This window comes from Candidatus Methylomirabilota bacterium (assembly GCA_028870115.1).
Taxonomy (GTDB): Bacteria; Methylomirabilota; Methylomirabilia; order Methylomirabilales; family Methylomirabilaceae; genus Methylomirabilis.
Genome location: JAGWQH010000107.1, coordinates 37,274 through 62,915, shown reverse-complemented (window position 1 = coordinate 62,915; position 25,642 = coordinate 37,274). Strand labels below are relative to the sequence as shown.

Below are 25,642 nucleotides of genomic sequence, written 5' to 3'. Positions count from 1 at the left end.
CGCCTTCGTGAACGTGTCATTGCCAGGGTATGACGCCGAGACACAGCCTGCTCGATCCTTCTACTCGTACTCGCGTAAGAATGCCGCTGTCTCCTCAGGTAACGCTGTATTGATATAGATTCCCGACCCCAGCTCGAACCCGGCCGCAGTGGTAAAACGAGGCATGATCTGCAGGTGCCAGTGATACGACTCGCTCACCTCGTGCACACTGCGCCGGGTATGGAGCACATAGTTGAGATCCGGATCGTTCAGCGCCGAATGGAGCCCCGCCCATGCGCTCTTTAGAGTACGCGCAAACACTTTCGATTCATGAGGCGGAATCAGGGCAAAGCACGCCTCGTGGGCCTTCGGGACGATCCAGGTTTCAAACGGCACTCGCGACGCAAATGGGTGGTACACGACGAACGCCTCATTCTCCATCACGATCCGCTTGCCGTCCTGCAGTTCCTCACGCACCATATCGCAGTAGACACACCGCCCATGTTCGTCGTAGTAGCGGGCCGCCTCGTACAGCTTGTTACGAATATTGAGCGGGACCACCGAGGTTGCGATGATCTGCGAATGCGGGTGTTGGATTGAGCTGCCGGCCGCCAGGCCGTGATTCTTGAAAATGATGATCAGCTTGATCCGAGCATCCTGTTGCAGCACCAGAAAGCGTTCCCGATAGACCCAGAGGATCTCCTCCGCCTGCTGGTCGTCCATCAGTGGAAGAGGGCGGTCGTGACGTGGACCGTCGATGATCACTTCGTGTCGTCCGACGCCGTCCATCTTCCGAAAGAACCCTTCGGCCATCCACCGATCCGGACTTCCCTGCGGGGTGAGGGCGGGGTACTTGTTCGGCACCACCCGGATCCACCAGCCCGAGCCATTCGCCTCGCCTCCGTGGCGGTAGGCCATAAACTCCGGCGGTGTCATGGCTTCGTTACCAGGGCAGAATGCGCAAGACTCTTCGGGTAAAGTCGGATCTCTCGGGCTCCGCTCCACTCGGAAATCGTCCGGGCGTCTGGCCCGTTCAGTGGCGATCACGATCCACTCCCGCGTCGCCTTATCCTGTCTGAACTCCGACATACAATTGCTCCGAAAACGATCTTGGATCCTCGATCTACGATTTAAGATTTAACATGGCTCACGGCGTGGCCTCGTGCTCGTCATGGCGGTCTGAGCTGGACGACATCTGACTCTCGGCGCCGTACGCCTTCGCCTGCTCCGCCATCTCGCGCAGCCGCGCCTGCACCAGCCCATTCACGCTACCTTCAGGAAAACTCCCATCCGGACCGCGATCTCCCGCCTCCTGCCCGGTCAGCAAGGCAATCCCCTCATCAATGGTCTCGACAGGATAGATCTGAAACTGCCTCGCGGCGACCGCCTCCACCACATCCTCTCTGAGCATCAGATGCCGCACATTGCTCGCTGGGATCAGCACCCCCTGCTCTCCCGTCAAGCCCCTTGCGCGGCACACATCAAAAAACCCCTCAATCTTGGCATTCACGGCCCCGATAGCCTGGACCTCGCCCCGCTGATTGACCGACCCTGTGACTGCAAACCCCTGTTTGATCGGTAACCCGGACAGGCTTGAAAGGATCGCGTATAACTCCGCTGAAGAGGCGCTGTCGCCCTCCACCTCTTCATACACCTGTTCGAAGGCAAGACTCGCCGACAGGGCCAGGGGCGTCTGCTGCACATAGCGGCCGCCCAGATAGCCCGACAGGATCAACACGCCTTTGCTGTGAATGCGGCCGCCCATCCGGGCCTCGCGTTCGATATCGACGATGCCGCCGCGCCCAAGGAAGGTGCGCGCCGTAATGCGGCTCGGCTTGCCGAAGTGATACTCACCAAGCGGGATCACCGCGATCCCGTTTACTTGACCAACCACGGCCCCCTCGGTATCAACCAGCAGGGTCCGGTCAAGGACCAGTTCCTGCAACTGCTCCTCCAGCCGGTTGGCGCGCCGGATCTTGGCGTGGATGGCCCGCCGCACGTCCTCCGCCATGACCCGCTGATGTCCGTTCTGCTGGGCCAGGAAGCAGGCCTCGCGGGCTACATCCAGGAGATGGTTGAACGTCGTGGCAAGTTTTTCCTGATCCTCCACCAGGCGCGAGCTGTGCTCCACCAGCTTCGCCACGGCGCCACGGTCGAACGGTTTGAGTCCCTCGGCCCCGCAACAGGTAGATAACAGGCGGGCGAAGGTCAGGATCGTGTCGGGCGTCCGGGCTACGCGATCGCTGAACTCGGCCTGGACCTTAAACAGCTCCTGAAACTCCGGGTCATAAGCGTGCAGCAGATAGTAGAGCCAGGGGCTGCCGATGAGGACCACCTTCACGTTGAGGGGGATCGGCTCGGGCTCAAGCGTCACCGTGCTATAGAGGCGGAACTGCTCCCCTGGCTCTTCGATCCTGATCCGGCGGTTCTTCAGTGTCCGCTTCAGTTGGTCCCACGCAAAGAACTGCTTGAGCAACTCCATCGCTTCCACGACCAGGAAGCCCCCATTGGCCCGGTGCAAGGCGCCCGCTTTGGCCATCAGGAAGTTGGTGTAGAGGGCGCCCATGTGAACCTGATGTTCGACCCGCCCCAGCAGGTTCTGACAGGTCGGGTGCGGTTCGACGACGACCGGCGCGCCGCCGTTTTCCCCATGTTCGATCAGGACATTGACGCGATACCGGTCGAAGGGGTCCATCCCTTGCCGCAGCATCGCCGTCGGGTCCGGCGGGTTCTGCGCTCCGCTTTGATCCCGGCGAAACAGATCCACATTGGCGATGACGTCCTCGCGGATCGCCTCAAGGTGCGCCTGCACCTCGGCGTGATCCGCATACCCATCCTTAACCTCCTCGATCAGGTGATCAACCGCCGAGGTGGCGACCTCCCGGTCTATCCCGTCGAGCCGGTTCTTCGCCTCCCGTTCGAGATCGCGGATCCGGCGGCGTGTCGCGGCCAGATCCTTCTGTACCTCCTCCATCCTCAGGTTAACCTGCTGCTTGGTCTCCTCATCGAGGCCTTCAAACCCTTCCGGTTTCAACGGCTTGCCTCGAAGCATGGGGATGATCATGAAGCCGCTGGCCGTTTTAGCCAGCCCGAACCCAAACGCATCCGCGCGCTTGCGCAGCGCCTCCAACTCGTCGCTTGTCTGTCTCTGCAAATCCTCCAGGATCGTCTGTCGGTTCTGCTCATATGCTTCGGACTCAAAGGCTCTGGGGACGCCCGTCTTCAGCTCCTCCAGCAGCCGCTCGCAGTCGGTCTGGAAGACGCGGGCGCGACCTGGCGGCAGGCAGAGCCCGCGGGGGCGTTGCGGATCGGCAAAGTTATTGACGTAACACCAATCTGGAGGAGTCGGGAGCTTCGCCGCCTCGCTGGCCAGGAAGCGCTTGATCGCCGTGGTCTTGCCGGTTCCGGCAGGTCCGAGGACGAAGAGATTAAACCCCTCGCTCTTAATACCAACGCCGAACGTGATGGCCTCGACGGCGCGTTCTTGGGATACGACTTCCTCCAGGGGCTTGAGCTCATCCGTCCCTTCGAAGGGGAGACTTTCCGGCGAGCAGACTTTACGCAATGCCTCAGGTTTCAACGGGCTGGTCATTGTCTCACTCTTCACTCTCGTCGTGTTGTGGTATATCTACCTCAGTCGGCCTTCCCCTCCGCCTTCAACTCTTCTCGAACGGACTGCCTGGCCCGTTTCCGATCATAGCGAACCCGCTGCGGCTCCACCTTTGTCGGCCGATGGGGAACCCGTCTCTTCGGCTTTACCTTGATCGCAAGTTTCATGGGTCACGCCTCATAGTCCCGATTAAAAGGGAACCATGGCCGGCTCAATCTGCAGGTTCTTCATCATCACCACGAGGTCGTGCTCCTCCCCGATCTGGTCCTTGACATAGTTGTAGAAGACCGCCTCTTTTGTGAATCCCAGCCGCTTGAGGATTTTCAGCGCCTCTGTCTGGCCTCCCATGATTTCGGCGACGAGAATTTCAAGGCCCGCCTTCCTGGCGGTCTCGATCAGCGCCTCGAGCATGAGCGTCCCGAGGCCCTTCGCCCGATACTCTCCATCGACGACCAGGCGCACCTTGCCCACATGGCTGGTCCAGCCGAATTTACGACGATGCAAAGTGACATCCGCCACGATGGTGTCGTCCACCTCTGCCACAAGCGGCAGGACCTTCTCGTAGTCGAGCTCTTCCGCCCACGCATCGATCACCTCCCGCAGGGAGACATCGTCCCGCAGAAAGAGACGGTCTTCGCGCGGAACTCTACAGAAAAATTCATGGAGCCTTGCCGCATCCTCTTTGACCATTGGGCGAATCGTCACGATCGTTCCGGTCTGAAGTGTGACCTGCTTTGGAAACCCGGCCAGCATGAGAGAGCCTCCTTTACGGTGTAGTAGTTAGCAAATCCCCCTCACCCCCGCCCTCTCCTCCAATCGGGGGCGAGTAGGACCAAGAAAAATCTCCTCTCCCTCCCCTGGAGAGAGAGGATAAAGGTGAGAGGGGTGTAAGGCATCGATGTTCATGTCCGTAGATACTGCATGAGGGCCCGCGTGATCAGCTCTGACGGCGTAATGCAACGCCTTGCGGCCTCTGTCTCAAGCCGGGAGATCACCGCGCTCGAAAGGCGGACGGCCACCACTGTGTTCGGCGCTGTCGAACCCAGATCCGCCCGCGCCTCTTTTGCCCGCACCTGCGCTTCCAGCGAGGCTAACGCTACATCCTCGGCATCAAGCGGCCTCTCGACCTCTACCCCGAGATCCTCCTTCACCAGTTCGGCCTCTGTCGATCGCTTCCGCCGCTTTTGCGTCCGCCCTGTGCCCTTTCGAAGCGATGGTCCAGCCTTTGGTCTCATGCGGTCCCCTCCTGATAACGAAGTCCTTTCACCAGGTCGAAGCGGCGAACGATCCTCTTCCTCGCCTCTTCCAGAAGCAGCAGCAGCGTCGCGCAGCCGATCAGAAGCCACCAGAACCCTCCCAGAAAAGCGTCGGTCCCGAAGATCCGATGGCCAATCGGGCTGTAGACAATCAGGCCGAGGATGGAGAGCTCGACCCCAATACCCCAGACGATGAGTCGATTTGTGAAGATACCCATGGAGAGGACTGATCCCCTCGGACTCCGACACGCGTAGACATTCGCTACTTGACACACGACGATCGCAGCGAACGCCACCGTTGTCGCTTGCCTGTAGAGCGGGCTTGCGGCCGGCAGGTCGATGCCCCACTCCCATCCGCCACTCGTGAGATACCAGAGCCCGGCAGTCATGGCCGCAGCCGCCTCGATCGGTCCGAGAAACAGATACGATCTGACCAGCGAAGGGACATTCAAAAGACGCTCGTCTCTGGACCTCGGCGGGCGATTCATCGTATTCGCATCCGGCGGCTCGGCCCCGAGACCCAGAGCCGGGAGCAGATCGGTCCCCAGATCAACCCCGAGGATCTGGATCACCGTAAGCAGGAGCGGGAGCCGGAAGACCACCGAGGCCAGATACGGGACCAACTCGGGCAGCGTGTGGGCCAGAATGTAATTGAGAAACTTGCGGATATTCTCGTAGACCGCCCGACCCTCTTCGACCGCGTTGACGATGGTGGCGAAGTTGTCATCGAGCAGGATGATGTCGGCCGCCTCCTTGGCGACGTCGGTCCCGGTGATCCCCATAGCAATGCCGATGTCGGCCTTCTTCAAGGCCGGCGCGTCATTCACCCCGTCACCTGTGACAGCCACTACCTCGCCCATCTCCTTCAGGAGCATCACGACGCGCATCTTCTGTGTGGGGGTCATCCTGGCAAAGAGGATCTCCGGACCGGCAAGGGCGGCCTTCAGTTCCTCGTCCTGCATCCGTTCGATCCGGTTCCCCTCCAGAACCGACACCTGCTCGTTCCGGACCATCCCGATGGCTCGCGCGATCGCCAGGGCAGTGCGGCTGTTGTCCCCGGTGATCATGATCGGCTTAATCCCGGCCCGCTCGCATCTCGCCACCGCCTCGGGAACCTCCGGCCTTGGCGGATCGAACATGGCCACCAGGCCGACGAAGGTCAAATCCCGCTCCGCCTCTTCCATCAACGGCAGCCGATCGGCCTCCGGCAACTCCCGGTACGCCAAGGCCAATACGCGCAGGGCCGATCCGGCAAACACGTTCAGCCGCTCCATGATCGCTTTACGATCGACCTCTTCCAGAGGAACCGCGCGTCCATCGTGCAGGAGCGAGCGACAGATGGGCAGCACCGTCTCCGGAGCGCCTTTTACGTAGGCCACCTTGCTCGCCGACGACGCCGCGTGAATCGTAGTCATCCGCTTCCGGTCGGCATCAAACGAGAACTCCCCAATTCGAGGCAACACGTCTGGTCCCTTCGGCAACAACGCGCCCGCACACTGCAGCAAGGCGATCTCCGTTGGGTCACCGACGAACGTCGATTCTGAGCCATCCCGGTCGTGGCGGCGGCTGGCATTGTTGCACCCGACTGCGATGGCGAAAAGCAACGCCCACTGCCTCAGCAATTCAGGGGCCACCGGTTCACCTGCCTCTGTGGTCACGGAACTGCCCGAGACTCGAATCTCGCGGCCGTCGATGTAGATGCGCGTCACAGTCATCCGATTCTCCGTGAGGGTCCCGGTCTTGTCGGTACAGATCACTGTGGCGCATCCCAGTGTCTCTACCGATACCAGGTTCTTCACGAGCGCCTTCCGTTTGGCCATCCGCTGCCCGCCCACCGCCAATGCCAGTGTCACCGTCGGGAGCAGGCCTTCCGGGACGTTGGCTACCAGGACTCCTACCGCAAAGACAAAATTCTCCCAGAAGCTCCGACCGATCAGCACCCCGAACCCAAAGAAGGCGAGCCCGATGCCCGTAGAGACCGCCGCGATCAGTCGGGTGAGTTTTCGGATCTCCTCCTGCAGCGGACTCATTTCGGCCTCGATCCCGGAAGTCAGATGAGCGATCTTGCCGAACTCCGTGTTCATCCCTGTCGCAAAGATGACTACCCTCGCCGTCCCCGATAAGACAGTGGTGCCGGCAAAAACGATATTGGCGCTCTCCACGAGCGGCCCCTCTGTCGCGGCCTCAGCAGTGCGACTCTTGGGCACCGATTCGCCCGTCAGCGACGCATTGTCGACCCGGAACTGGACCGCAGCGGTCACCCGCCCATCGGCAGGCACTCGATCGCCCTCAGCCAGGATCGCGAGATCACCGGGCGCCAGATCGGATGCCGGAACCTCCGTAATCTCGCCGGTTCGAACAACCTTCACGCGCATCGGCAGGAGGCGCCTTAAGGCCTTGATCGCCCGCTCTGCCTTATACTCCTGCGCAAAGGAGAAGAGGGCATTCACTCCAATCGCCCCGATAATGGCCCAGGCGAGCAGATCCATCCCCTCCCCGGGTTTCATCCAGTCCGCCACGAACGCCAGCGCCGCCGCCGCCCACAGCAGGAGCGCCAGAAAGTGCGTACACTGCCGCCCCAGCATGGCGAGGACCGGTATTTTGTCTACGGCCTGAAGTTCGTTGAGGCCGAATTCGCTGAGACGCCTCGCTGCCTCGGCCTCGTTCAACCCCTGGTCGGTGGTTCCAAGGGCCTTCAGCGCCTCCTCGACTGACAGCCGGTGAATCTGCATGGTCGCTCATCGCCCGCCTGTGAGATCTAAGATCTCAGGCGGCGGCAGGACGGAAGAGCATCAGGTCGCACGGGCTCTTCCGCACCAGGTGGTCAACGGTTCCGATACGTAACCACTGCAGAAAGCGCTTCGGCCCCTTCGTGCCCACAAAGATGAGATCATGACGCCTGGCCGCCGCCTCAGCCGTAATGCCAGGGCCGTGGCGACGACCCCACGAGACCCGCGTCCCCGGCGCCAGACCCCTGCGGGAGAGCGCGGCGATGAATCCGTGCAGCTTGCGTTCCGCCTGTTCCAATGTCTCCTCTCCAACGCGCCGGCGATCGAACAGTCGCGTCAACGGCTGTCTCAACTGGAAAAGGACGATTTGGGCGTGCCAGTACACTCCAAGGTTGGCCAGGAGATCGGCCGCCGCCTCGAAGCCGCCGCCTTCGAACTCACCGCCGTAGACCGGGACCAGAATCTCGTGTGGCGACGCCATCCGTCCCGGATGGACCACCCGCACCAGCAGCATGGCGCAGGAAACCTCGCGCAAGAGGTGCCGCGCAACCTCCGGTCCTGTCACGGAGGCCATGGCCAAAGTAATCCCCTCGCGCGCCACGTATGCCCGCATGACCCGGACGGGATCACCGATCTCCGTCACGCTGCGCGCCTTCAGACCAAGAGTATGCGCCTGCCGAAGCAGGCGCAGCAGCGACTCCTCGGCGCGTTTCATCGCAGACGCCGATTGATCCGCCGCGACAAAGAGCAAATCGAGTTCCGCTTCGCAGGCCTTGGCCAGAGCGAGCGCATAGCGCGCGCCCGCCTCCGCGGCGAACGAGCCGTCCACCATCATCAGGATCTTCTGCATCACAGCACCGGTATAATGGTCCGCCACTCACTCGACACTGAACCCGTTCAGGCTGAGCCCGTCGAAGCCCTGTTTGCGCACCCTTCGACAAGCTCAGGGTGACCGGAATGGGTAAACGCGCCGAAGAAACAGGACGCTAGTGTACGAACTCGCCCACAACCTGCGGATAGCCGCGCTCCTCCAACGCTCTGACGACGGGGTCCGGATTGATGGTCCGAAGCCTCAAGATCACAAGACGCCTCGCCCCTTCACGAGCCGGCAGGGTCACGAGACTGGCAATCTCCACCTGCTGTCCCTCGACGATCCCGATGACCTCGGTGAGCGTTCCTGGGCTCGCCGGAATCTCGATCTCGATGCGAGACGCGGTCTGCGTAGCCCCCATCATCTCGGTCATGACACCAAGGACATCGGTCTCCGTGATCATCCCGACCAGCCTTCCCTCCTGAACGACCGGCAGCGCGCCGATCCGCTTCTGACTCATCAGGCTGGCCGCCTCCTCGATGGGGGTGAGCGGAGCGACCGTGACGACCTCCTTCGTCATGATCTCCTTGACGGTCACCGCGGACGTAAAGGCCCGAAACTCCTCCGCGGTCGGATAGTCGAAGGGAGAGGGGGCGGCCTTCTTGACATCCCGATCCGACACAATCCCCACTACACGGTCCCCCTTGACCACCGGCAGGTGGCGAATGTTGAACCGCTTCAACGTCGTCAGCGCGTGATCCAACGTGTCGGTCTGTGCGACACTGACCAGCGAGCGCCTCATTCGATCCTTAACTCGCATCGTCGACTCCTTTCCTTGGCCTCAACAAACCGGATACCTCCCCTCGGTCAACTCACTGCAAAAATCGGTCAAGCGGTTCAGTTCCCCATCGATTACCATCTGAGACTCTTGCCTGATCCGCTCATACTCCGCATCAGACGCCTGGATCAGTTGGACCGCCACCCACGGCTGATCGACCGGTTGACCGATCTGACCCACAAGCCAGACATAGACCTCGCGCACTCCATTGACCCGCTGGTAGATCTGATCGGCCATCCGGTGCGACAGAACCGTGTAGATCTTACCGATATGGCTGACCGGGTTCTTCCCGGCCGCCGCCTCGCCGCCTACCGGCCGGTTCAGCGGAATCACCCCATTGACACGATTGCCCCGTCCTACCTGCCCGGAATCGGCGTCCTCCGCAGAGGTCCCGAGCAGCGAGAGGTACATGCCGCCCAGCCCGCGACCCTCTCGATCCAGCGGATTCAAGACCAGGCCGATCTTATCCAAGCCTGGCGAGAACGGTAACGCCTGACGCAGGGCCTGCACAATCTCCGTCTTCCTGCGGAAATAGGCCGCTTCAGACGCAATCGCCTCGCACAGGAGCGGCATGGCAACCGTCAGATTCAGCTCCCGGTCCGCGCGGACCCCCATGACCTTCACATCCTCCCCTGTTTCAGGAAATACCGTCTTGAAGCCGGTAGAGTTCAGATGCCGCTCCACCCAGAGAACCATCTGTTCGGTCTCGCTCAGGGGCGCGTAGCCGACGGCCGCCGAGGTGTCATTGGCTTCTCTGACCCCCTCGCGCCTGAAGATATCGGCCAATTCGTCGGAGCCCTCCGCGAGCACAACCCGGTATCGCAGGTGCTTGTCCGGATTCAGGTGGCGCAGCGACTTGCGCAACCACTCTTTAGCCGCCTCCACCGCGATCTCCTTGATTGGGACGCGGACCCTCCCGACGCGATACGTCGCACGGTCGCCGATCACCAGCTCCATCGGTTGCAGCACGCGCCCGCCGCCGAGCCGCCGGCGCACCCGTCCCGCCACCAGGAGTCCCTTGTCGATATTGTTATGAAGGACCCGGCCGAAACGTTGTTGATATTCGGCGTTGATGGCCCGCGCGATCTCCTCCATTACAGCGTCGCAGATCGAGTCGGGATGACCCAACCCTTTCCGCTCGACAATCTCGACTCGCTGCTCGCCGATGGGCGGCTGCTGTAACCGTTGAACAAGCGCCTGCGACATCGATCTGCCCCTCAACGCTCCCACTGCACCCGGAGGAATTTGTTATCATGCGACCAGCCGTACGCGACGGTCCCCCCGCAGGCCTTGCGGAGCTCCCGTCCGATCCGCTGCGCCAGCTTCTCATCGGTTGTCGTAATCTCAAGCTGCCCGTTCTCCTCGCGGAGGCTCATGATCCGGTGAAGCGGGTTAAGCCCCCTGGCCCGTTTCTCCTCGTTGCTAATGATACGCAGGATCTCATCCTGATGCTCGGCCAGGAACTCTCCCTTCAGCGTCACCTGCCCGCTCGGGTAGCCGTCACGAATCTTTTCACACGCCGGACAATACACCTCTCTCAACGTTTCTGCTTTGAGGAGCTTTGCGTAGACCTCCTCATCCTGATACCATCGTCTCCCCGTCGAGATGGCATGGCACCCGTGACATACCACCATCTTACCGGGCGCTCCCTTGGCCAGGTAAGAATCGGTCTCGGAACCCACGCTCTTCTTGGACGAAGCAGTATCGTAGCGTCTGCGTCCAACAATGGGTGTCTTCATCGCTCTCTCCTCATTCAATCTGAATCGGGATCGCCTTTCGCTTGGCTTCCTCCGTCTTCGGGAGGGTGATAGTCAGCACACCGTTTTTGAAGGCCGCTTTGATCTTATCGGCGGCTACCGGCGCCGGGAGTTCGACCGTCCGAGTAAAGGCCCCATAGGAGCGCTCAAGCAGGTGATGGTGTTCGTCATGTTCCTCTTTGACGTGTTGCTTCTCCCCCTTCAGGCTCAGCGTGTTCCCGGAGATGGTAATATCCAGGTCTTTGGCCTCCAGTCCGGGAAGCTCAGCCTTCACAATCACGCGGTCCTTGGTTTCGGTCATGTCCAGGTGCGGAGTCCATCCCGCTCCGGACAGGTCCAGACGAGGCAGTTCGCCGAAAAACCGCTCGAACACTCGGTCCATCTCTCGCCTGAACGTGGTCAGATCGCCGAATGGTGTCCACTTTACGAGCGCCATGGTCGTCCCTCCTTCCTGTCTTACTCGCCAAGAACTCACCCGAAACTCGTGTGGCTCACCTTCTCCTCCCCGCTCCCTTCGAGAGGGAGATGGTTGGGGTGAGGGTGGTCTTTTTTGCTGCTCCTGTGTCAGCCGGCCCCACACTCCGAATCTTCCTCGGCCTGGCCAAGATCGTGCAACTCGCGATACAGTTGACACTGCACGTACCCGGCTGTCGTACACAACTCACGAAATTCCGCAATCGTCACGACCCGAAGCCTGCCATGAGGGTGCGCCACACAGTATCCCTCGATTGGGTATCGGGACGTCAGAACGGCTCGTTTCAAATAGGGGCACGCCTCGCTTCGCTCATCGGGCTCAGCCACGCAATCCAACCTCCATCGGTTCGCCAGCACGCTCATGGCCCTTCCTCCGCGGTCAGCCTGTCCTCACGATCCGTATTCAATAAGACTGGTCGCCCGGCCGACCTGAAATGCTTCAAGAAACCTCACCGCCTGTTCTGCAGCGTCCGTCACGTGAAGCGCCTCGGTATCAAGCACCAGCTCAGGATGATGCGGCGGCTCATACATCTCATCGACGCCGGGAACAGTCGAACCCTCGCGGCCCGCTTGCCCGTAGACATCGGCGGGGGCGTAGCCGCCATACCGATGCCCCGCCCGCGCGCGGCACGTCGGCAGCGACGCGCGAAGATAGATCTCAGCAAATGCAGGAATCAGCGCGCGGGCGACATCGCGAAACCATCGCCTGTGGGCGGTCGCATCGATGATCACACTTATCCCTTCGTGGTAGAGAAGCCACGCCATATAGGCCAGGGCGCGATATACGACCTCGCGTTCCTGGGCTGTGTAGCTTGGCGAAGGGGTGACCACCCGTCGGATCTCGTCAAGCTCCAACACCCGCACCCGGATTCCGCGCGCCTCGAGGCGCCGGGCGGCCTCGCGGGCCACGCTGCTCTTGCCGCTTCCTGGAAGTCCGGTGAACCACGCTACCCACGCCATCACGATCGCCTCACATCAGATACCGATTGAGATCCTTGTGATCGAACTGGTCGACCCGGAGCATCGTCCGGACGAACCGGAACAACTTGACACGCACCTCCTCCGGAAGGTCAGGGTACCAGCGCGGGCTCGCGATGACCAGAGCCCGGAAGACATAGAAGGGCGGGATTACAGAGTTCAGCTCCAGATCGCGGGTCCGCTCAAGGTATGCGCCGTAGAAGAGATCAAACAGCTCACGGAACGGCCCCTCCATGCGACCCGACCGCAAGAGCGAGAAGAAGAGGAAATTGATGCTGAGGGCTGCGATGTCGTCGGCCGGCTCCCCCCACTCCCCACGACTCCGGTCGAGCAGCGTGAAATCGGTGCCCTCTCGAAAGAGGATGTTCCAGGGATGAAAGTCCCCATGAACGATGCTCAGGCGCGTGGTCTTCTCTTTCAGGTACTGTCGCCAGGCCACACATCCGCTCTCTACGACGTATTGCTGTTTGCAAGGGAGGAGCGGATACTCATGCGGATACCCATCAAGAATCCCCATGATCCCCTCGCCATGGCCGATCAGATCGCGGATCCGACGGAAGTACAGTTGTTCATCCCGACCCTTCTCCGCGTGGATCTTCGCCAGATATTCCGACAACGCCCTGGCCCGGTCGAAATCCAGATCGGTCGCCTTCCCCTCTGTTCGAATCCGCTCCAGATCAAGCCGATACGTGGCCCCCTCAATCTTCTCCACAAGGAGGAAGTACTCGTCTGCGCCTCCGGCCGATTGCAACTGCCCTTCGCGCGTGAAGAAGCCGACGTCAACGCTCTCCACGTGGCGCGCCAGTTTCCCGTAGGCGTCATGCGCCCAGATCAAGGCGCCTGCCCTATCAGCCATGTGATCGTGGCCAAAGCCCGGACCGCTCCGCATCGTGGACAGCACGTAGGAGCGAGGGGTTCCGTTCAGGAGCAGGTCGATCTGGATCGGCCGGCCGTAGCCGAACGCCTTCAGATCGCGACCCCGCAAAACTCCGAGATCCTTCCCAGCGATGGGAGATTCATCACCCGTGAGCGGCCGAACGGCCTGCACCTGTACAACGCCGCCGAGGACCGCTTCGAGATAGTGGGCCAACGCCTCGTGCTGCACGGTCATGTCGCTTACCCCTCTTTCGCCGCCTCTCCGCCTTTCCGCGCCGGGAGCTTGACGGTCAGGACCGGGCAGGGGGCGTGACGAACCACCCGCTCGGCGACACTGCCCAGAAAGACATGAACCAGCCCGGTGCGTCCGCGGGTCCCCATGACGATGAGATCGATCTTTTCCCTCTCAGCGAACTTCGTGATCTCGGCGTGTTCCACCCCGACCTGCACGTCCAGGTGAAAGATCGGTTTCGGCTCGTTGACAGTCTCGACCAGCTTTCTTAAGCTGTCCTCGGCGCTCTTGACCAGGCCGTCGATGACCTGTCCAATGTCGTACTCAGGCGTTTGGGGGGGGAAATAGATGACGTGAAGCAGGTGGAGTTCGGCGCCGAACTTGCGAGCAAAGGTAAGCGCATACTGAAATGCGTGTTCGGCATCATGGGAGAAGTCGGTCGGAAAAAGGATCCGCGAAATCTGCATTCGTCCCTCCTGTCGGCCGCGCCGCCTTCGGGTCGGCTGCAATACGTGATCTTCCGTCCCTACAGATGCGCCATAAGCTCCTTACGCACTATCGCCCTGATGCTTATAGCGCCACATCTCCTACACACAATTTATGCCCGATATCACCAATCGGCTAGAGCATCTGAATACCAAATTGGGTCGATTGAGGGAATAAGCGAGGTTTTCGGTCAACCGCTATAGCTGACCACTGTTGAAGGCTACGTTGATGACGCACCGGTACCCCACCTCTCAGAGGTCGATACACGTATCGTATGAGAATCGCGCAACCGGTCCTGATGGTGCCCGGCGCGCCTATCCTCGATCGCCGTCCGCCGCCCCCACCAGCGCGGCCTCCGGCCTGTAGGCGCACAGGGGATCGCTCCCGTTGGGATCACCGGTCTCGGCAAACGCGCGGGCCCGCGACCCGCCGCACACCCAGCGAAATTCGCAGAGGCCGCACTTGCCGGCATACTGATCGGCGTCGCGGAGGCGCGTAAAAATCTCCGAATGACGGTATATCGACACAGCACTCTGCCGGCGTACGTTCCCGGCTGTCACCGGCAGGAACCCGGATGGAAAAACATCCCCGATATGCGAGATAAACATGATGCCGTTTCCGTCGCGGATTCCGAATCCCCGCCCGATAGGCGTCTGCCTGATCGTGGCGTCATCCAGGCCTTCCAGCCGCATACGCATGTAGGCCACGCGACGAAAGTGGGGGGCCTCCGTCGCCTTAATGGCGAACGGGGCCGTCTTAACGATATCGTAAATCCAATTATGAAGCGCCTCGGCCTCGCTGGGTCTGATCTCGCGAAGGGCACGACCGCGCCCCGTGGCGATCAGATAGAAGAGACTCCACCGCATAATCCCCAGGTCCTTGAGCAACCGGAATACGCCGGGCAGTTCCACCATGGTTTCAGGGGTCACGAGGGTGTTGATCTGCAGCGGGATCGCTGCCGCCCGAACAGCCTGGATCGCGCGCATGGTGGTCTCGAAGCAACCTGCTACCCCGCGGAACCGATCGTGGCTCTCGGCCGTTGCGCCGTCGACACTCAGCGACATACTCATGACCCCGTTGTCCGCCAGAGCCGAGATCGCCTCCGGTGTGAGCAGCGGGGTGCCGCTCGGCGCCACGGATATCGGCATCCCAATGCTTCTACCGTACCGCACCAGTTCGAAGAAATCCGGACGCTTCAGTGGGTCGCCTCCGGTCATGACCAGTTGCGGGGGCGGATCCCCGAACCGACGAAGCTCCCCAAGCAGTGTCTTTGCTTCTTCCGTGCTCAGTTCAAACGGGTCGCGCGCCGCAATAGCCTCAGCGCGACAATGCGTGCATACCAGGTCGCAGGCCCGCGTCAGTTCCCAATAGATCAGCTTAGGCGCCTCGGCAAACACTAAGTGATCAAATCCGGTAATAACAGGATGCATACCCCTCCTTCGGCAAACTACTGCCTGACCTCTTTCCCACCCGGACCCTGGTCCGAGCCTCGCTCATCCGACTCCGGATCGGTCGATTCATGATCTTCACTCGCTGGGCTCCTCCACAATAGGGGAGCAATACTCATCTAAGCATAGCATATCAATACGTTGCATACCACGGAGTCGAACCGAATCGTTCTGATTGCGGAACCGGCCCCACGACCAGGCCAATCAATTCGGGAAAAGTCAGTGTAGTGTTGCCGACCATCAGGGACATCCCGATTTCGCCCTGCGCTGGCGCCGGATTAGTGGGCCGGCGCCAGCCGCTCACGCGTTACGTAAGACGTCTAGGGCGTTACGAACTCATGCTCCGGATGTCGAACAGTGAGAACCGGACACGGGGCTTGGCGAACCACTCGCTCGGCGACACTGCCCATCGGGACGTTCCATGGGAACGCCCTGCCCGATGTGGGCGTAGGGGCGCCTCGACCGAGCGTTCCCATCACAATGAGATCAATCCCCTGGTCTTTGGCGTACTGAAGGATCTGTCGGACGGGATGGCCCACCTGCGTCACCAGTCGCACCTCGACTTCCTTCCGCTCCGCCTCCGACAATAGATTCTTCATCTGCTCATTGGCCCTCTGCTCCCACCGCTTCACCCGCTCTGGGGTTGAAAGTCCCATAGTCTCGGTCTCGACCCCGAACGCCCACGGCTGCACCGAGGCATCCGGCAACACGTGCAGGAGATGTACCGAGCCGTGGTACGTGGAGGCGAGCTCCCGAGCGTACGCGACCGCCACCTTTGAGGTCTCGCTAAAGTCCGTCGGTACCAGAATATTCTTGAGTGTAATCATTGGAACCTCCTTTCGCCACCCGCCAGCCGCGGGAAAACGGAAGTGTTTCTCGCTTTATCGCACGCCGGCCAGCTCTTGCAGGCGTCGCCAGTACTGGAGTCGCTCGGCCTGAGCGGAGAGTAGCGTCTCAGAGGGATGGCCTTCAGCGTCGAACTGTTTTGCAAACCGGCCCTCCGTCCCGGCAAACGCGACAAAGTCCACCGCCTCCCCTGTATGGGGCAGTCTGTACCAGTCGTCGCCAATCGCCGGGTTACCGGCCAGGCTGAGTCGCTCCTTGATTCGCTCTCCTTTGCGCGGATCGTACACAAAAAGGGGGAAAGCCCGAGAATCGACCGCCAGCTTCGCTTGACACGAGGACCGGTCGTCCGCCACGCCGTGCTCGGGCTCACAGGTCGTGTAGACGTTGACCACAGCCGGGCCGGGGTACTCATTGGCGGCCATGATAGCCCGGTAAAAATGATTGATATGGGCTGCCGTCGTCTGGGCCACAAACGTATCCGGGTGCATCATGGCGATGAGCGCCAGCTCTTTGCGCCGCTCCCGCTTGCCGGGCACCGCCTTACCGATCACGGCCATCTTGGCATCCTGCCCGGTATAGGTCGCCGTGGAGGCCTGTCCTCCCGTGTTCGAGTAGACCTGCGTATCCAGGATCAGCACGTTGATATCCATCCCGGAGGCCAGCATCCGCGACAGTGCCTGAAAGCCGATGTCGTACATCGCCCCGTCGCCTCCAATGACCCAGAGCTTCTTCGCCTGCCATCCCTGTTGGTCCCACTTACCGCGAATCCCCATCGCCACGGCAGGGGCGTTCTCGAACAGGGAGTTGGTCCACGGAACCAGAAACGGGTTGTAGGGATAGGTCGAGCCGTAGACCGTATTGCACCCGGTCGCCGCCACGATCCCGATAGCTTGCGCGCCGTGCACGAATCCGGTGGCCGCCAGCATCATCCGGATCGCCGTCGCCTCGCCGCACCCCATGCACGAGCCGGCGCCGCCGACGTACAGGAGCGCCTCCTCGGACAGCATCATGTCCGCCAGCGCCCGCTCGTTGATATAGGCGCGCGGGGTCTGGCCGACCTGTCGAAAGAAGTTAAAGTAATCCCGGTAGCGGGGAATCGTCTGCTCGTCCTTCTTGACCATTGTGAGGGCATGGTAGCCGAGGGAGCCGCAGACCTCGACACACTCGGCGCAACCCTTGCACTTGGTCGGATCAACAAAGATACCGAACAGCGCGCCCTCCTCGCCCTTCTTCTCGTAGACCTCGTCGTATTTCCTTGTCACGGCCCACTGCGCCCGGATCGACTCACGCGCCTGATCGTCCGCAATGAGGTTGAGTTCGGCTTCCAGGTGCGATCTCGGGATCGCCTTCCCCAGGATGGCGGTGTCGGGACACTCGGTGACACAGGCCATGCAGCCGACGCACTTGTCCCGGTTGAACCGGGGGATCTCGGGCGCAATATAACTGAAGTCGCGCAAAGCACCGGTCCCCGGCGGGATCAGACTCCGGGCCACCCCGACATCGGCCGGAAGCGCCTGTTCTCCGGTTCCGGCCGCATACGCGCCGACGATCCGCTCATTGAAGTCGCCCACGTACCGCTCAAGATCAAGCTCCAACACCCCGGTCGGTGGCAAGGCGCTCTCGTGGATCTCCTTCTCAAGCCCACGAGGCTTGGTCCCGGCGACCTGTGCGACGTGCTCCTCATCCAGTGGGTTATAGACCGGCTTGCAATCCGCCATGGCTGAACCTTTCTACCCTCCCGATTCTTGTGTAGGCAACTTTGTTCTTCCCTCTCCCTATCGCCTACAAAACCGCAACATCACGCCCGGCATTGCCATCACTGTCAAGCCCCTCCCGCACTATGACCCGACACCACGAGCGCCTCTTGTACCGTGCGCAGCAGGTTCTCCGGGGTCAACGGTTTGGCCAACAACATCGTACCCGGCGCTAAGACGCCGTGCGGCGCGAGCGTGTCGTCCGTATAGCCCGACATGTAGAGCACGCGCGTCGCCGGACGCTGCGCCGTCAGCCGCTGCGCCAGTTCCGACCCGCTCATATACGGCATCACGACATCGGTCAACAGCAGATCGATCGGCCCCTGGTACCGCTCGCTGATGAGCAAGGCGCCGCCGCCATTCATCGCCTCGAGGACGGTGTAGCCCTGCACTTGCAGCGTCTCACGCGCGATGGTGCGAACCAGCTCGTCGTCGTCCACCAGCAGTACGGTGGCGGCACCGGGCCGCAAGGGCGTAACGAACTCGCGGAGGGGCCCCGCCTCCAGGGGCGCGTCGACCTGCGGCAGATAGATCTCAAAAGTGGCGCCCTGCCCCGGCGTACTGTAGACACAGATGTAGCCGCCGCTTTGCTTGACGATCCCGTAAGCGGTTGAGAGACCGAGGCCCGTTCCTTTGCCCAACTCCTTCGTGGTAAAGAACGGCTCGAAGATGCGGGCTCGGGTGACCGCATCCATCCCGCACCCGGTATCGATCACGGCCAGCCGCACGTAGCGCCCCGATGGAATGGCGATGGGCCCGCAGACACAGGCATAGGGCTTGTCGAGTTCGACATTGCCGGTCTCGATCGTCAGCGTACCGCCCTGCGGCATGGCGTCGCGGGCATTGACGACCAGGTTCATGAGGACCTGTTCGAGCTGCGCCGGGTCGGCCCTGATGTGGCCCAGCTCAGGATCGAGTTGCCTGTGCAGGTCGATCTCCTCGCCGATCAGCCGCTTCAGCATCGTCGTATCCTCGGCGATCAGCGCATTCAGCTCGAGCACCCTGGGCTGCAGGAGCTGTTTGCGGCTGAAGGCCAGCAACTGGCGTGTCAGCGCGGCGGACTGCTCCCCCGCTTTCTTGACCTGTTCGAGGTAGCGGCCCACCGGGTCATCCGGACGGAGTTTCTCCAGGGCCAGATCGCTGAAACCGAGAATGGCGGAGAGGTTATTGTTGAAATCGTGGGCGATGCCGCCCGCCAGCACCCCGATCGCCTCCAGCTTCTGGGATTGCACGAACTGCTCCTGCAACTGTTTGAACTCGGTGATGTCGCGAAAGCTGACGACCACACCGGTGATGACGCCGGCATCGTCTCGCAGCGCCGACGCGGTGTACTCGACAGGAAAACTGGTCCCGTCTTTGCGGAAGAAGACCTCATTGTGCACATGCCGGATCTGCCCGTCATGTAAGGTGTGGTAGGTCGGGCAGTCCTCAACCGGATAGACGCTACCATCCGCACGGTGATGGTGCATGAGCGTATGGGAATGCTGCCCGAGTATCTCGTGCGCCTGCCATCCGAATATCTTCAGTGCCGCCGGATTTTCGAAGATGATACGCCCGTCGAGATCCAGTCCGTAAACCCCTTCTTCGATCGAGTCCAGGATCGATCGCCGCAGGCGTTCCGACGCGGCAAGCGCGTGCTCGGCCTGTTTGCGCTCAGTGATCTCCTGTTCAAGTGCCGCCGTCCGCTCTCGCACCCTGTGTTCCAGCAAACGGTTGAGCACTCCCAACTCTGCCTGTAAACGGCCGGCCGCCTGATTCAGATGAAAGCGGGCGATGGCGTTGTCGATGACATGCGGCAACTGGGTCAGATACCCCTCGCGTTTGACGATGTAATCGTAGGCGCCCAATCTCAGCGCAGCAACCGCCACCTCTTCATCTCTCTGGCCGGTCACGATGACGAACGGCAGCGATATCCCACGATCTTTGGTCTCGCGCAACAGATCCAGTCCGCTCATTTCCGGCATGCGCAGGTCGATCAGCACCAGATCGTAGGGAGCGGCCTCACGCGAATCCTGGGCCTCTCGCAACAGGTCCAAGGCGTTCCGACAGGAGTACGCCAGTTGCACAGTCAGGTGCGGCGCAGCCTGCCCGAAATGACGCAACAACAGCTCAACATCGGATGCGTGGTGTTCCACGTAGAGGATGCGCGGCCGACTCGGTACGAGTAAGTGTCCGATGGCCCCCTTCTTGCGATGCGCCCCTGCGATCCTGCGCAACGTCTGAGGCAAGGCGGTGAGATAATCGCCTCGCTTCGTCACATAGTCGGTCACGCCCAAGCGGATCGCCTGGACCACCAGGTCTTCATTGCCCGCTCCGGTTATCAGCACGACGGGCAGTGTATACCCCTGCCGCGTCGCCGTTTGCATGACGTCAAGGCCGTCCATATCCGGAAGATGATAGTCGAGCAGCAGCAGGTCATAGTCGTGCTGTGCCAGGCCGTCCAAGCAGGCGCGCCCCGTGCCTACGATGTCCAGGTCACACTCGGGCGCATCCAGGGCAAAGCGCCTCATGGTCAACGCCGCGTCGCTCGGATCATCCTCCGCGTAGAGTATGCGAATTCGATCTTCCATAGTCTGTTTTGTTGCTCCTTACCCCCGATTAGGGGGTGAGGGAAACTTGATAATAAGGTTCTTCCGGAATGAGCGTGGGTGAACCTGTCTACGTATAGACACGCACGGGCAAGTAGGCATCGGCAATCCCCTCCCCCTTTGGCAAAGGGGGATCGAAGGGGGTTTCTCCCTCCGTTCCCCTCACAGATGTTTCCAGATCTCTTCTCGTACTCCTTCAATATTTGTCAGTACGTCCCGATCAGAAAACCTTAACACGTTCAACCCCCGCGCCGCCAAGTCAGCATCGCGCCGCTGGTCCTTCTCGCGACCATCCGACGTATAATGTTGTCCGCCATCAAGTTCGATGACGAGCGAGGCTGAAGCGCAGTAAAAATCTACAATGTAATTGTCAATTGTCTTCTGACGCGAAAAGAGACGCCCTTTCGCTTGCTTTCGTCTGATCATGGACCACAGTGTTCGCTCGGCATCGGTCATGTTATTTCGCAGGGAGCGAGCAAAACCTTTAAGGTTCTTATTGTAGGCCAGGATCATGAGAAACCCCCGCTGCCCCCTTTTCCAAAGGGGGTGTCCCCGTGACCAGCACTGAAGTCTCGACCTCTACCTACGTTCATTCCGGAAGGACCCATAATAATACCTACATTGCCGTCACAATGTCCCTGCCAGATCGGTCACCGAGAGGATGCCGATCGGCTTCTCATGCGGTCCGTGTCTCTCGATCACCACCAGCCGGTGGATCTTCCTGTCGCGAAGCCGCGCCGCCGCCTCGGCAAGCGGGGTGGTATCAGAGACGCTGATGACGGGGGAGGTCATCAGATGCTTGGCGGTCAGGCCGCGCCAGTGCTTAAGATACGGCTCGACAAACCGCGCGTTGACGAGATCGGTACGGGAGATCACGCCGACCGCGTCCCCACCCTCGTCCACCACCACCAACGCGCTGATATCGTGCGTCTTCATCGCGTCGGCCACCGCCTGGATGGACGTCTCAGGTCCGCAGGTGATCACACCCCGGTGCATCCAGTCTCTGACCAGCTCCTCCGCCATCGCCGTCCTCTCTCTTCTCAGCCGACCAACCCTACTCCCGCGATCGTCTCCGCTGGGACCTCGAAGACCTCGGTATAGCCCCGCCTCACAGCCGCCAGGTTGTCCCGAACCACCTGTTCGCCCCGCTTGCCAAAGTACTTCCGCAGCGACCGCTCCACCGCCGAGAAGACCTGCTCCTCGTCGAGACGCTGTTCGCGCAGAAACGACGTACAGCGGAGAAAGATCCCTAACAGCACAATCCCCTGCATCCGTTGCTCCAGGTCGGCAGAGCTGGCGACCTCGCGCGCAATCTTCACAGTGTCCAAGGCCAGAACCCGAATATTTCGCTCGCGGATGATACGCTTCGCATAGTCAGGGATTCGTGTCCAGACCTCCTCCGGTGTCTTTTTGTCGGTCTGGATAAAAACCATGCCGCCTGTCGCCAGGCCGGCCAACGGGTTGCCGAGATTGAAGGCATTGACATCGTTGAGGGGCACGAAATCGACCTGTGTCAGCTCGCAATGGGTGCGGATTCGCTCCCTGGCAACCGTCAGATAGTAGGTCGTAGGCAGCCCCTTCTTCTCGGACCCGTACTTGGGGTAGGCCTGGACCTTCAGGCCGAAGAGGTCGCCGACAATCGTGGCGATCACCTTGTTGGTCGTGACCGATCCGAATCCGCCGACCGAATGGCCGCGCATTGAGAAGGTGCCGGCCGGCCGAACGTCCGGATCTTCGGTGGGCACGAGCGCCAGGTCATGCTTGATTCCCACGACAAAGTAGCGAGACCCGCCATCGTCGCGCCGCATATTGTCTATCGCGGCCGCCAGGTCGCCTGGACGGATATCCCGGCTGCCCAGCCCGGCAGAGCCGGAATAGATGATCGGCATCCGCCCTATCGACAGGAACCCCGGCGCGCCCGTCAGCGCATCGGCAAGCGCCGCCTTGATCTCAGCAGTAAGGGGATTCGATTCGGCCAGCGGATTATCCATCCGTTCAATTACCGCCATCGCTTTCAGGTGCTTCGTCGCCTCGACGATCTGCCGACCCGGAAATGGGCGGAAACAGGTCACATGAAGGGCGCCTGCTCGAACCCCGCGGTGCTGTCGCAGGTAATCGACGGTCGCCATGGCGGTCTCGACCATCCCCCCCATCCCCACAATGGCGTAGTCGGCATCCTCCATCCGGTACGCCTCCACCAGGCCATACCGGCGGCCTGTCAGGGTATAGAACCGCTCCATCACCCCCTCGACAATCGTCGGCAGACGATCATAGAAGAACCGCTGGGCGATCTTGCCTTTCATGTAACTGTCCTGATTCTGCACAACCCCGCTCATGATCGGCTGCAAAGGGTTCATGAGGTTGCGCAGGCGCGTGCCGCCATGCGGGTCCCCGATAAACTCCTTCATCAGCTCAGGCTCCGGAAGCAGGAGGTTCTCAATGGTGTGGGTGGTGAGGAAGCCGTCCTGCACAGTCATGAAGGGGGTCTCGCCCTCTTCGGCGGCGCGGCGGGCGATGAGCGACAGATCGGCCGCATCCTGGGCGTTCTTCGCAAAGAGCATGCCCCAGCCGACATCCGCTACGGCCATCACGTCGTCATGTCCAGCGTGGACATTCAGGGCCTGGGAGGTCAGCGCGCGGGCGCCGATGTGGAAGACCGCCGGGAGCCGCTTCCCTGCGATAGTGTAGAGCACCTCCTTCATCAGCACCAGCCCCTGACCGGAGGTAAAGTTCGAGACCCGCCCCCCTGCCAGCGCAAACCCTTCACACGCGGATGCGGAGCTATGCTCCGACTCGGGCTCGATGAAAAAGAGCGGCTCACCCCAGAGGTTGCGTGTCCCGTTTGCAACCTCTACCTGGTATCCGGTTCCCATATTGGTGGAGGGGGTAATCGGATAGGCGCAGGCGCCTTGCGTAATGTGCGAGTCGACCCACACGACTGCCGCCGAGCCATCCGCTGTCGCCGCAATGCCAGGAAAAGGAAACCGTTCGCCGGTCATGACGCCTCCTTTCCCCGGACCAGTATCTCGAGCAGATCGGTCTCGGTCACGATTCCAACCAGTGTCTTGCGATCCACGACCGGCAGGCAGCCGATCTTTTCTCCAACCATGACCTTCGCCGCCTCCCGCACCGTCGTCGTCGGAGAGGCCGTGATCAGCTTGCGCGACATGATCTCCACCACCTTCAATTCGTCCATAAACTCCTCGCGTTCATGGGCCGTCAACGGCGACTTGGAAGAGGGAGCCGCCTTTCGAAGATCGCGATCGGTAACGATCCCAACCAGGCGTCTGCCGTCCACCACAAACAGATGGCGGATGTTATGCTGATCCAGCATTTGTTGAGCCCTGCGTAGCGAGGCGGACGTGTCTACGGTAATCAGCGCTCGATTCATGATCTCCGAAAGCTGCGTCATCTGTTGCAGCCTACCACAGAGCCATCCCACTGGGACGTTTGCCGACCGGCACCCGCCCTACCGTTGTCTGGGACAGCAGGTTGATCACGGAGATGTCATTCGATCCGGTGTTGGCCACGAAGGCGTACCGCCCGTCCCCTGAGATGACGATATCGTGGGGACGGGTTCCTACCGGGATCGTCCCTACCACGGCGCCGGTCTGTGTTGAAATGACCGACACGTCGCCGCTCCCCATGTTGGTCACATAGATATAGTGGCCGGACGGCGTAATGTCGGCGTCGCTCGGCTCCCTCCCCACGGGGATAGTCGCTACCACCTGTTGATTCGCCATCTGGATCACGCTCAGGCTATCCGAGCCCCTATTTAGAATATATGCGAAGGCCCCACCGGGACCGAACACTACGTGATGGGGGTCGTCACCGACGGGGATTCTGCGCAGCGACACCAGGGTTGCAGCCTCTATGACGGTGACGCTGTTTGAATCAGGACTGGAGACCAACAGGTATTTACCATCAGGAGAGATCTCGACGGCATAAGGCTTCACAGCGATCGGCAGCTCCGCCGCGACGACGTTCAGCGAAAGGTTCAGCACCGCGACGGAATGGGACCGCTCGCTGGGAACATAGGCATGACTCCCATCCGGAGAGATGCTGATCTTGGTCGCCGCTTCTCCCACCGGGATCATCGCCACCTTCTTTCCGGTGGCAGGCTCAATCACCGTCACTCGGCTGTATAGACTGTTGGTGACATAGGCGTAGGTCGCGCCGGCTCCAAACACAGTCCGGCCTCCCGGGCCCGTCGCATTGGCCACCGCGGCGACGACAGTGCGCGCGGGCAAAGCCAGAATCCAGACCTCGGTTGAATGGCCACATACGATAAAGGCATAATGTCGATCCGGACTGATTGCGACATGCTCCGGGCCGGAGCTCACAGCCATGGTGCCGGTCACCTTCATTGCCCCGATATCGATCACCGAGACCGTATCCGAGCCCTCATTCGCGACATACAGCGCCTGCGTGCCGCGCACACCTGCCCCGTGCGCCAGCGCAGTCGAGCGAACGATCAGCAGCGACGCCATCGCCAAGATACCGATACTCACCGTACGACGGACTGCCGTCATGCCGCCCCTCCCCTCTCGCCCGCCGGCCTGCATTCGTACACCCTCTTTTCCATTCCTGCGGCCCGTTGCCTATTCGAGGTCAAGGCGCTCTCCACAATCTGATCAAGCTCCTCAAGATCAAAAGGCTTGAGCAGGTAATAGAAGACGCCATGCTGAAGGACTTCGCGACCCGCTTCAAGCGACCGATCACCGGACATGACCACCAGGGGCAAACGAGGTCGAATCTTTCGCAGGATCTCTACGGTCTTTACGCCCGCGGACTCGTCGATCGAGAGGTCGAGAATCACCAGCCCGACGTTCTGCTCGACAACGGTCAACAAGGCATCGTACCCTCTTTCGACAGCAACAGCCGGGTACCCCTTCGCCGCCACGCGACTGAAGATCTGCTGCCTGATCGATAACTCCGGCGTAACAATCACAATCTTCCGTTGGTCGCTCATAATGGCCT

At 61.0% G+C, this 25,642-nt stretch carries 25 protein-coding genes; all 25 read right to left on the bottom strand.

All coding sequences use genetic code 11. The features are described 5' to 3' along the window. Positions 1–60: 60 nt before the first annotated feature. The 25 genes from galT to KGL31_13410 all read right to left on the bottom strand — a co-directional run bounded on the left by galT (position 61) and on the right by KGL31_13410 (position 25,634). Positions 61–1,068: a galactose-1-phosphate uridylyltransferase gene (gene galT / locus KGL31_13530; GenBank protein MDE2322912.1), complete on the bottom strand. Its 1,008-nt coding sequence runs from the start codon at positions 1,066–1,068 to the stop codon at positions 61–63. Between the two features lie 58 nt (positions 1,069–1,126). Then, complete coding sequence (locus KGL31_13525; GenBank protein MDE2322911.1) at positions 1,127–3,571, bottom strand: AAA family ATPase; 2,445 nt, start codon at positions 3,569–3,571, stop codon at positions 1,127–1,129. A gap of 41 nt (positions 3,572–3,612) precedes the next feature. After that, positions 3,613–3,756 carry a hypothetical protein gene (locus KGL31_13520; GenBank protein MDE2322910.1) on the bottom strand — a complete coding sequence of 48 codons (144 nt, stop codon included), beginning with the start codon at positions 3,754–3,756 and terminating at the stop codon, positions 3,613–3,615. 22 nt (positions 3,757–3,778) lie between these two features. Further along, positions 3,779–4,342, bottom strand: a complete 564-nt coding sequence (locus tag KGL31_13515) for a GNAT family N-acetyltransferase (GenBank protein MDE2322909.1) — start codon at positions 4,340–4,342, stop codon at positions 3,779–3,781. Between the two features lie 149 nt (positions 4,343–4,491). After that, positions 4,492–4,824 carry a hypothetical protein gene (locus KGL31_13510; protein ID MDE2322908.1) on the bottom strand — a complete coding sequence of 111 codons (333 nt, stop codon included), beginning with the start codon at positions 4,822–4,824 and terminating at the stop codon, positions 4,492–4,494. Further along, positions 4,821–7,577 (bottom strand): cation-transporting P-type ATPase, encoded by a 2,757-nt coding sequence (locus tag KGL31_13505; GenBank protein MDE2322907.1) that lies wholly within the window; start codon positions 7,575–7,577, stop codon positions 4,821–4,823. Before KGL31_13505 ends, KGL31_13510 begins: the two co-directional genes overlap by 4 nt. A gap of 34 nt (positions 7,578–7,611) precedes the next feature. After that, positions 7,612–8,424, bottom strand: a complete 813-nt coding sequence (locus KGL31_13500; protein ID MDE2322906.1) for a universal stress protein — start codon at positions 8,422–8,424, stop codon at positions 7,612–7,614. 136 nt (positions 8,425–8,560) lie between these two features. Then, complete coding sequence (locus tag KGL31_13495; GenBank protein ID MDE2322905.1) at positions 8,561–9,205, bottom strand: CBS domain-containing protein; 645 nt, start codon at positions 9,203–9,205, stop codon at positions 8,561–8,563. 21 nt (positions 9,206–9,226) lie between these two features. Then, positions 9,227–10,429, bottom strand: a complete 1,203-nt coding sequence (locus KGL31_13490) for a methionine adenosyltransferase (GenBank protein MDE2322904.1) — start codon at positions 10,427–10,429, stop codon at positions 9,227–9,229. Positions 10,430–10,440: 11 nt separating this feature from the next. Continuing rightward, positions 10,441–10,962, bottom strand: coding sequence for an ATPase (locus KGL31_13485; GenBank protein ID MDE2322903.1), 522 nt, complete (start codon positions 10,960–10,962; stop codon positions 10,441–10,443). 10 nt (positions 10,963–10,972) lie between these two features. Next, the gene (locus KGL31_13480; protein MDE2322902.1) at positions 10,973–11,416 is read right to left on the bottom strand and encodes an Hsp20/alpha crystallin family protein; all 444 of its coding nucleotides are present in this window, start codon (positions 11,414–11,416) and stop codon (positions 10,973–10,975) included. Positions 11,417–11,544: 128 nt separating this feature from the next. Beyond that, positions 11,545–11,817, bottom strand: a complete 273-nt coding sequence (locus KGL31_13475) for a hypothetical protein (protein MDE2322901.1) — start codon at positions 11,815–11,817, stop codon at positions 11,545–11,547. Between the two features lie 27 nt (positions 11,818–11,844). Then, positions 11,845–12,414 (bottom strand): adenylyl-sulfate kinase, encoded by a 570-nt coding sequence (locus tag KGL31_13470; GenBank protein ID MDE2322900.1) that lies wholly within the window; start codon positions 12,412–12,414, stop codon positions 11,845–11,847. A gap of 10 nt (positions 12,415–12,424) precedes the next feature. After that, a complete protein-coding gene (locus KGL31_13465; protein MDE2322899.1) occupies positions 12,425–13,543 on the bottom strand; it encodes a phosphotransferase in 1,119 nt (372 codons plus the stop codon). Between the two features lie 5 nt (positions 13,544–13,548). Further along, on the bottom strand, positions 13,549–14,007 hold the full coding sequence (locus KGL31_13460; GenBank protein MDE2322898.1) for a universal stress protein: 459 nt from the start codon (positions 14,005–14,007) through the stop codon (positions 13,549–13,551). Between the two features lie 333 nt (positions 14,008–14,340). Then, positions 14,341–15,456 carry a TIGR04053 family radical SAM/SPASM domain-containing protein gene (locus tag KGL31_13455; protein ID MDE2322897.1) on the bottom strand — a complete coding sequence of 372 codons (1,116 nt, stop codon included), beginning with the start codon at positions 15,454–15,456 and terminating at the stop codon, positions 14,341–14,343. A 338-nt stretch (positions 15,457–15,794) separates the two neighbouring features. Then, the gene (locus tag KGL31_13450; GenBank protein ID MDE2322896.1) at positions 15,795–16,301 is read right to left on the bottom strand and encodes a universal stress protein; all 507 of its coding nucleotides are present in this window, start codon (positions 16,299–16,301) and stop codon (positions 15,795–15,797) included. Between the two features lie 54 nt (positions 16,302–16,355). Beyond that, on the bottom strand, positions 16,356–18,038 hold the full coding sequence (locus KGL31_13445; GenBank protein MDE2322895.1) for a 4Fe-4S binding protein: 1,683 nt from the start codon (positions 18,036–18,038) through the stop codon (positions 16,356–16,358). Between the two features lie 104 nt (positions 18,039–18,142). Further along, positions 18,143–20,644, bottom strand: a complete 2,502-nt coding sequence (locus KGL31_13440; protein MDE2322894.1) for a response regulator — start codon at positions 20,642–20,644, stop codon at positions 18,143–18,145. A 180-nt stretch (positions 20,645–20,824) separates the two neighbouring features. Then, positions 20,825–21,172, bottom strand: a complete 348-nt coding sequence (locus tag KGL31_13435; protein MDE2322893.1) for a DUF559 domain-containing protein — start codon at positions 21,170–21,172, stop codon at positions 20,825–20,827. 117 nt (positions 21,173–21,289) lie between these two features. Then, entirely contained in the window at positions 21,290–21,685 is a 396-nt protein-coding gene (locus KGL31_13430; GenBank protein ID MDE2322892.1) for a CBS domain-containing protein, read from the bottom strand. Positions 21,686–21,702: 17 nt separating this feature from the next. Beyond that, a complete protein-coding gene (locus tag KGL31_13425) occupies positions 21,703–23,661 on the bottom strand; it encodes a 2-oxoacid:acceptor oxidoreductase family protein (GenBank protein MDE2322891.1) in 1,959 nt (652 codons plus the stop codon). Beyond that, a complete protein-coding gene (locus KGL31_13420; GenBank protein ID MDE2322890.1) occupies positions 23,658–24,074 on the bottom strand; it encodes a CBS domain-containing protein in 417 nt (138 codons plus the stop codon). The genes KGL31_13425 and KGL31_13420 overlap by 4 nt, the downstream gene beginning before the upstream one ends. A gap of 10 nt (positions 24,075–24,084) precedes the next feature. Further along, on the bottom strand, positions 24,085–25,194 hold the full coding sequence (locus tag KGL31_13415; GenBank protein ID MDE2322889.1) for a beta-propeller fold lactonase family protein: 1,110 nt from the start codon (positions 25,192–25,194) through the stop codon (positions 24,085–24,087). Beyond that, the gene (locus tag KGL31_13410; GenBank protein ID MDE2322888.1) at positions 25,191–25,634 is read right to left on the bottom strand and encodes a response regulator; all 444 of its coding nucleotides are present in this window, start codon (positions 25,632–25,634) and stop codon (positions 25,191–25,193) included. Before KGL31_13410 ends, KGL31_13415 begins: the two co-directional genes overlap by 4 nt. Between the last annotated feature and the right edge of the window lie 8 nt (positions 25,635–25,642).

Bases quoted from the DNA above. Each gene is read 5' to 3' on its own strand.
- KGL31_13415 (MDE2322889.1), bottom strand. From the start codon at position 25,194: ATGACGGCAGTCCGTCGTACGGTGAGTATCGGTATCTTGGCGATGGCG.
- KGL31_13425 (MDE2322891.1), bottom strand. From the start codon at position 23,661: ATGACCGGCGAACGGTTTCCTTTTCCTGGCATTGCGGCGACAGCGGAT.
- KGL31_13520 (MDE2322910.1), bottom strand. From the start codon at position 3,756: ATGAAACTTGCGATCAAGGTAAAGCCGAAGAGACGGGTTCCCCATCGG.
- KGL31_13505 (MDE2322907.1), bottom strand. From the start codon at position 7,577: ATGCAGATTCACCGGCTGTCAGTCGAGGAGGCGCTGAAGGCCCTTGGA.
- KGL31_13495 (MDE2322905.1), bottom strand. From the start codon at position 9,205: ATGCGAGTTAAGGATCGAATGAGGCGCTCGCTGGTCAGTGTCGCACAG.
- KGL31_13470 (MDE2322900.1), bottom strand. From the start codon at position 12,414: ATGGCGTGGGTAGCGTGGTTCACCGGACTTCCAGGAAGCGGCAAGAGC.
- KGL31_13450 (MDE2322896.1), bottom strand. From the start codon at position 16,301: ATGATTACACTCAAGAATATTCTGGTACCGACGGACTTTAGCGAGACC.
- KGL31_13500 (MDE2322906.1), bottom strand. From the start codon at position 8,424: ATGCAGAAGATCCTGATGATGGTGGACGGCTCGTTCGCCGCGGAGGCG.
- KGL31_13485 (MDE2322903.1), bottom strand. From the start codon at position 10,962: ATGAAGACACCCATTGTTGGACGCAGACGCTACGATACTGCTTCGTCC.
- KGL31_13440 (MDE2322894.1), bottom strand. From the start codon at position 20,644: ATGGAAGATCGAATTCGCATACTCTACGCGGAGGATGATCCGAGCGAC.
- KGL31_13480 (MDE2322902.1), bottom strand. From the start codon at position 11,416: ATGGCGCTCGTAAAGTGGACACCATTCGGCGATCTGACCACGTTCAGG.
- KGL31_13410 (MDE2322888.1), bottom strand. From the start codon at position 25,634: ATGAGCGACCAACGGAAGATTGTGATTGTTACGCCGGAGTTATCGATC.
- KGL31_13490 (MDE2322904.1), bottom strand. From the start codon at position 10,429: ATGTCGCAGGCGCTTGTTCAACGGTTACAGCAGCCGCCCATCGGCGAG.
- KGL31_13420 (MDE2322890.1), bottom strand. From the start codon at position 24,074: ATGACGCAGCTTTCGGAGATCATGAATCGAGCGCTGATTACCGTAGAC.
- KGL31_13460 (MDE2322898.1), bottom strand. From the start codon at position 14,007: ATGCAGATTTCGCGGATCCTTTTTCCGACCGACTTCTCCCATGATGCC.
- KGL31_13515 (MDE2322909.1), bottom strand. From the start codon at position 4,342: ATGCTGGCCGGGTTTCCAAAGCAGGTCACACTTCAGACCGGAACGATC.
- KGL31_13510 (MDE2322908.1), bottom strand. From the start codon at position 4,824: ATGAGACCAAAGGCTGGACCATCGCTTCGAAAGGGCACAGGGCGGACG.
- KGL31_13465 (MDE2322899.1), bottom strand. From the start codon at position 13,543: ATGACCGTGCAGCACGAGGCGTTGGCCCACTATCTCGAAGCGGTCCTC.
- KGL31_13475 (MDE2322901.1), bottom strand. From the start codon at position 11,817: ATGAGCGTGCTGGCGAACCGATGGAGGTTGGATTGCGTGGCTGAGCCC.
- KGL31_13445 (MDE2322895.1), bottom strand. From the start codon at position 18,038: ATGGCGGATTGCAAGCCGGTCTATAACCCACTGGATGAGGAGCACGTC.
- KGL31_13455 (MDE2322897.1), bottom strand. From the start codon at position 15,456: ATGCATCCTGTTATTACCGGATTTGATCACTTAGTGTTTGCCGAGGCG.
- galT (MDE2322912.1), bottom strand. From the start codon at position 1,068: ATGTCGGAGTTCAGACAGGATAAGGCGACGCGGGAGTGGATCGTGATC.
- KGL31_13430 (MDE2322892.1), bottom strand. From the start codon at position 21,685: ATGGCGGAGGAGCTGGTCAGAGACTGGATGCACCGGGGTGTGATCACC.
- KGL31_13525 (MDE2322911.1), bottom strand. From the start codon at position 3,571: ATGACCAGCCCGTTGAAACCTGAGGCATTGCGTAAAGTCTGCTCGCCG.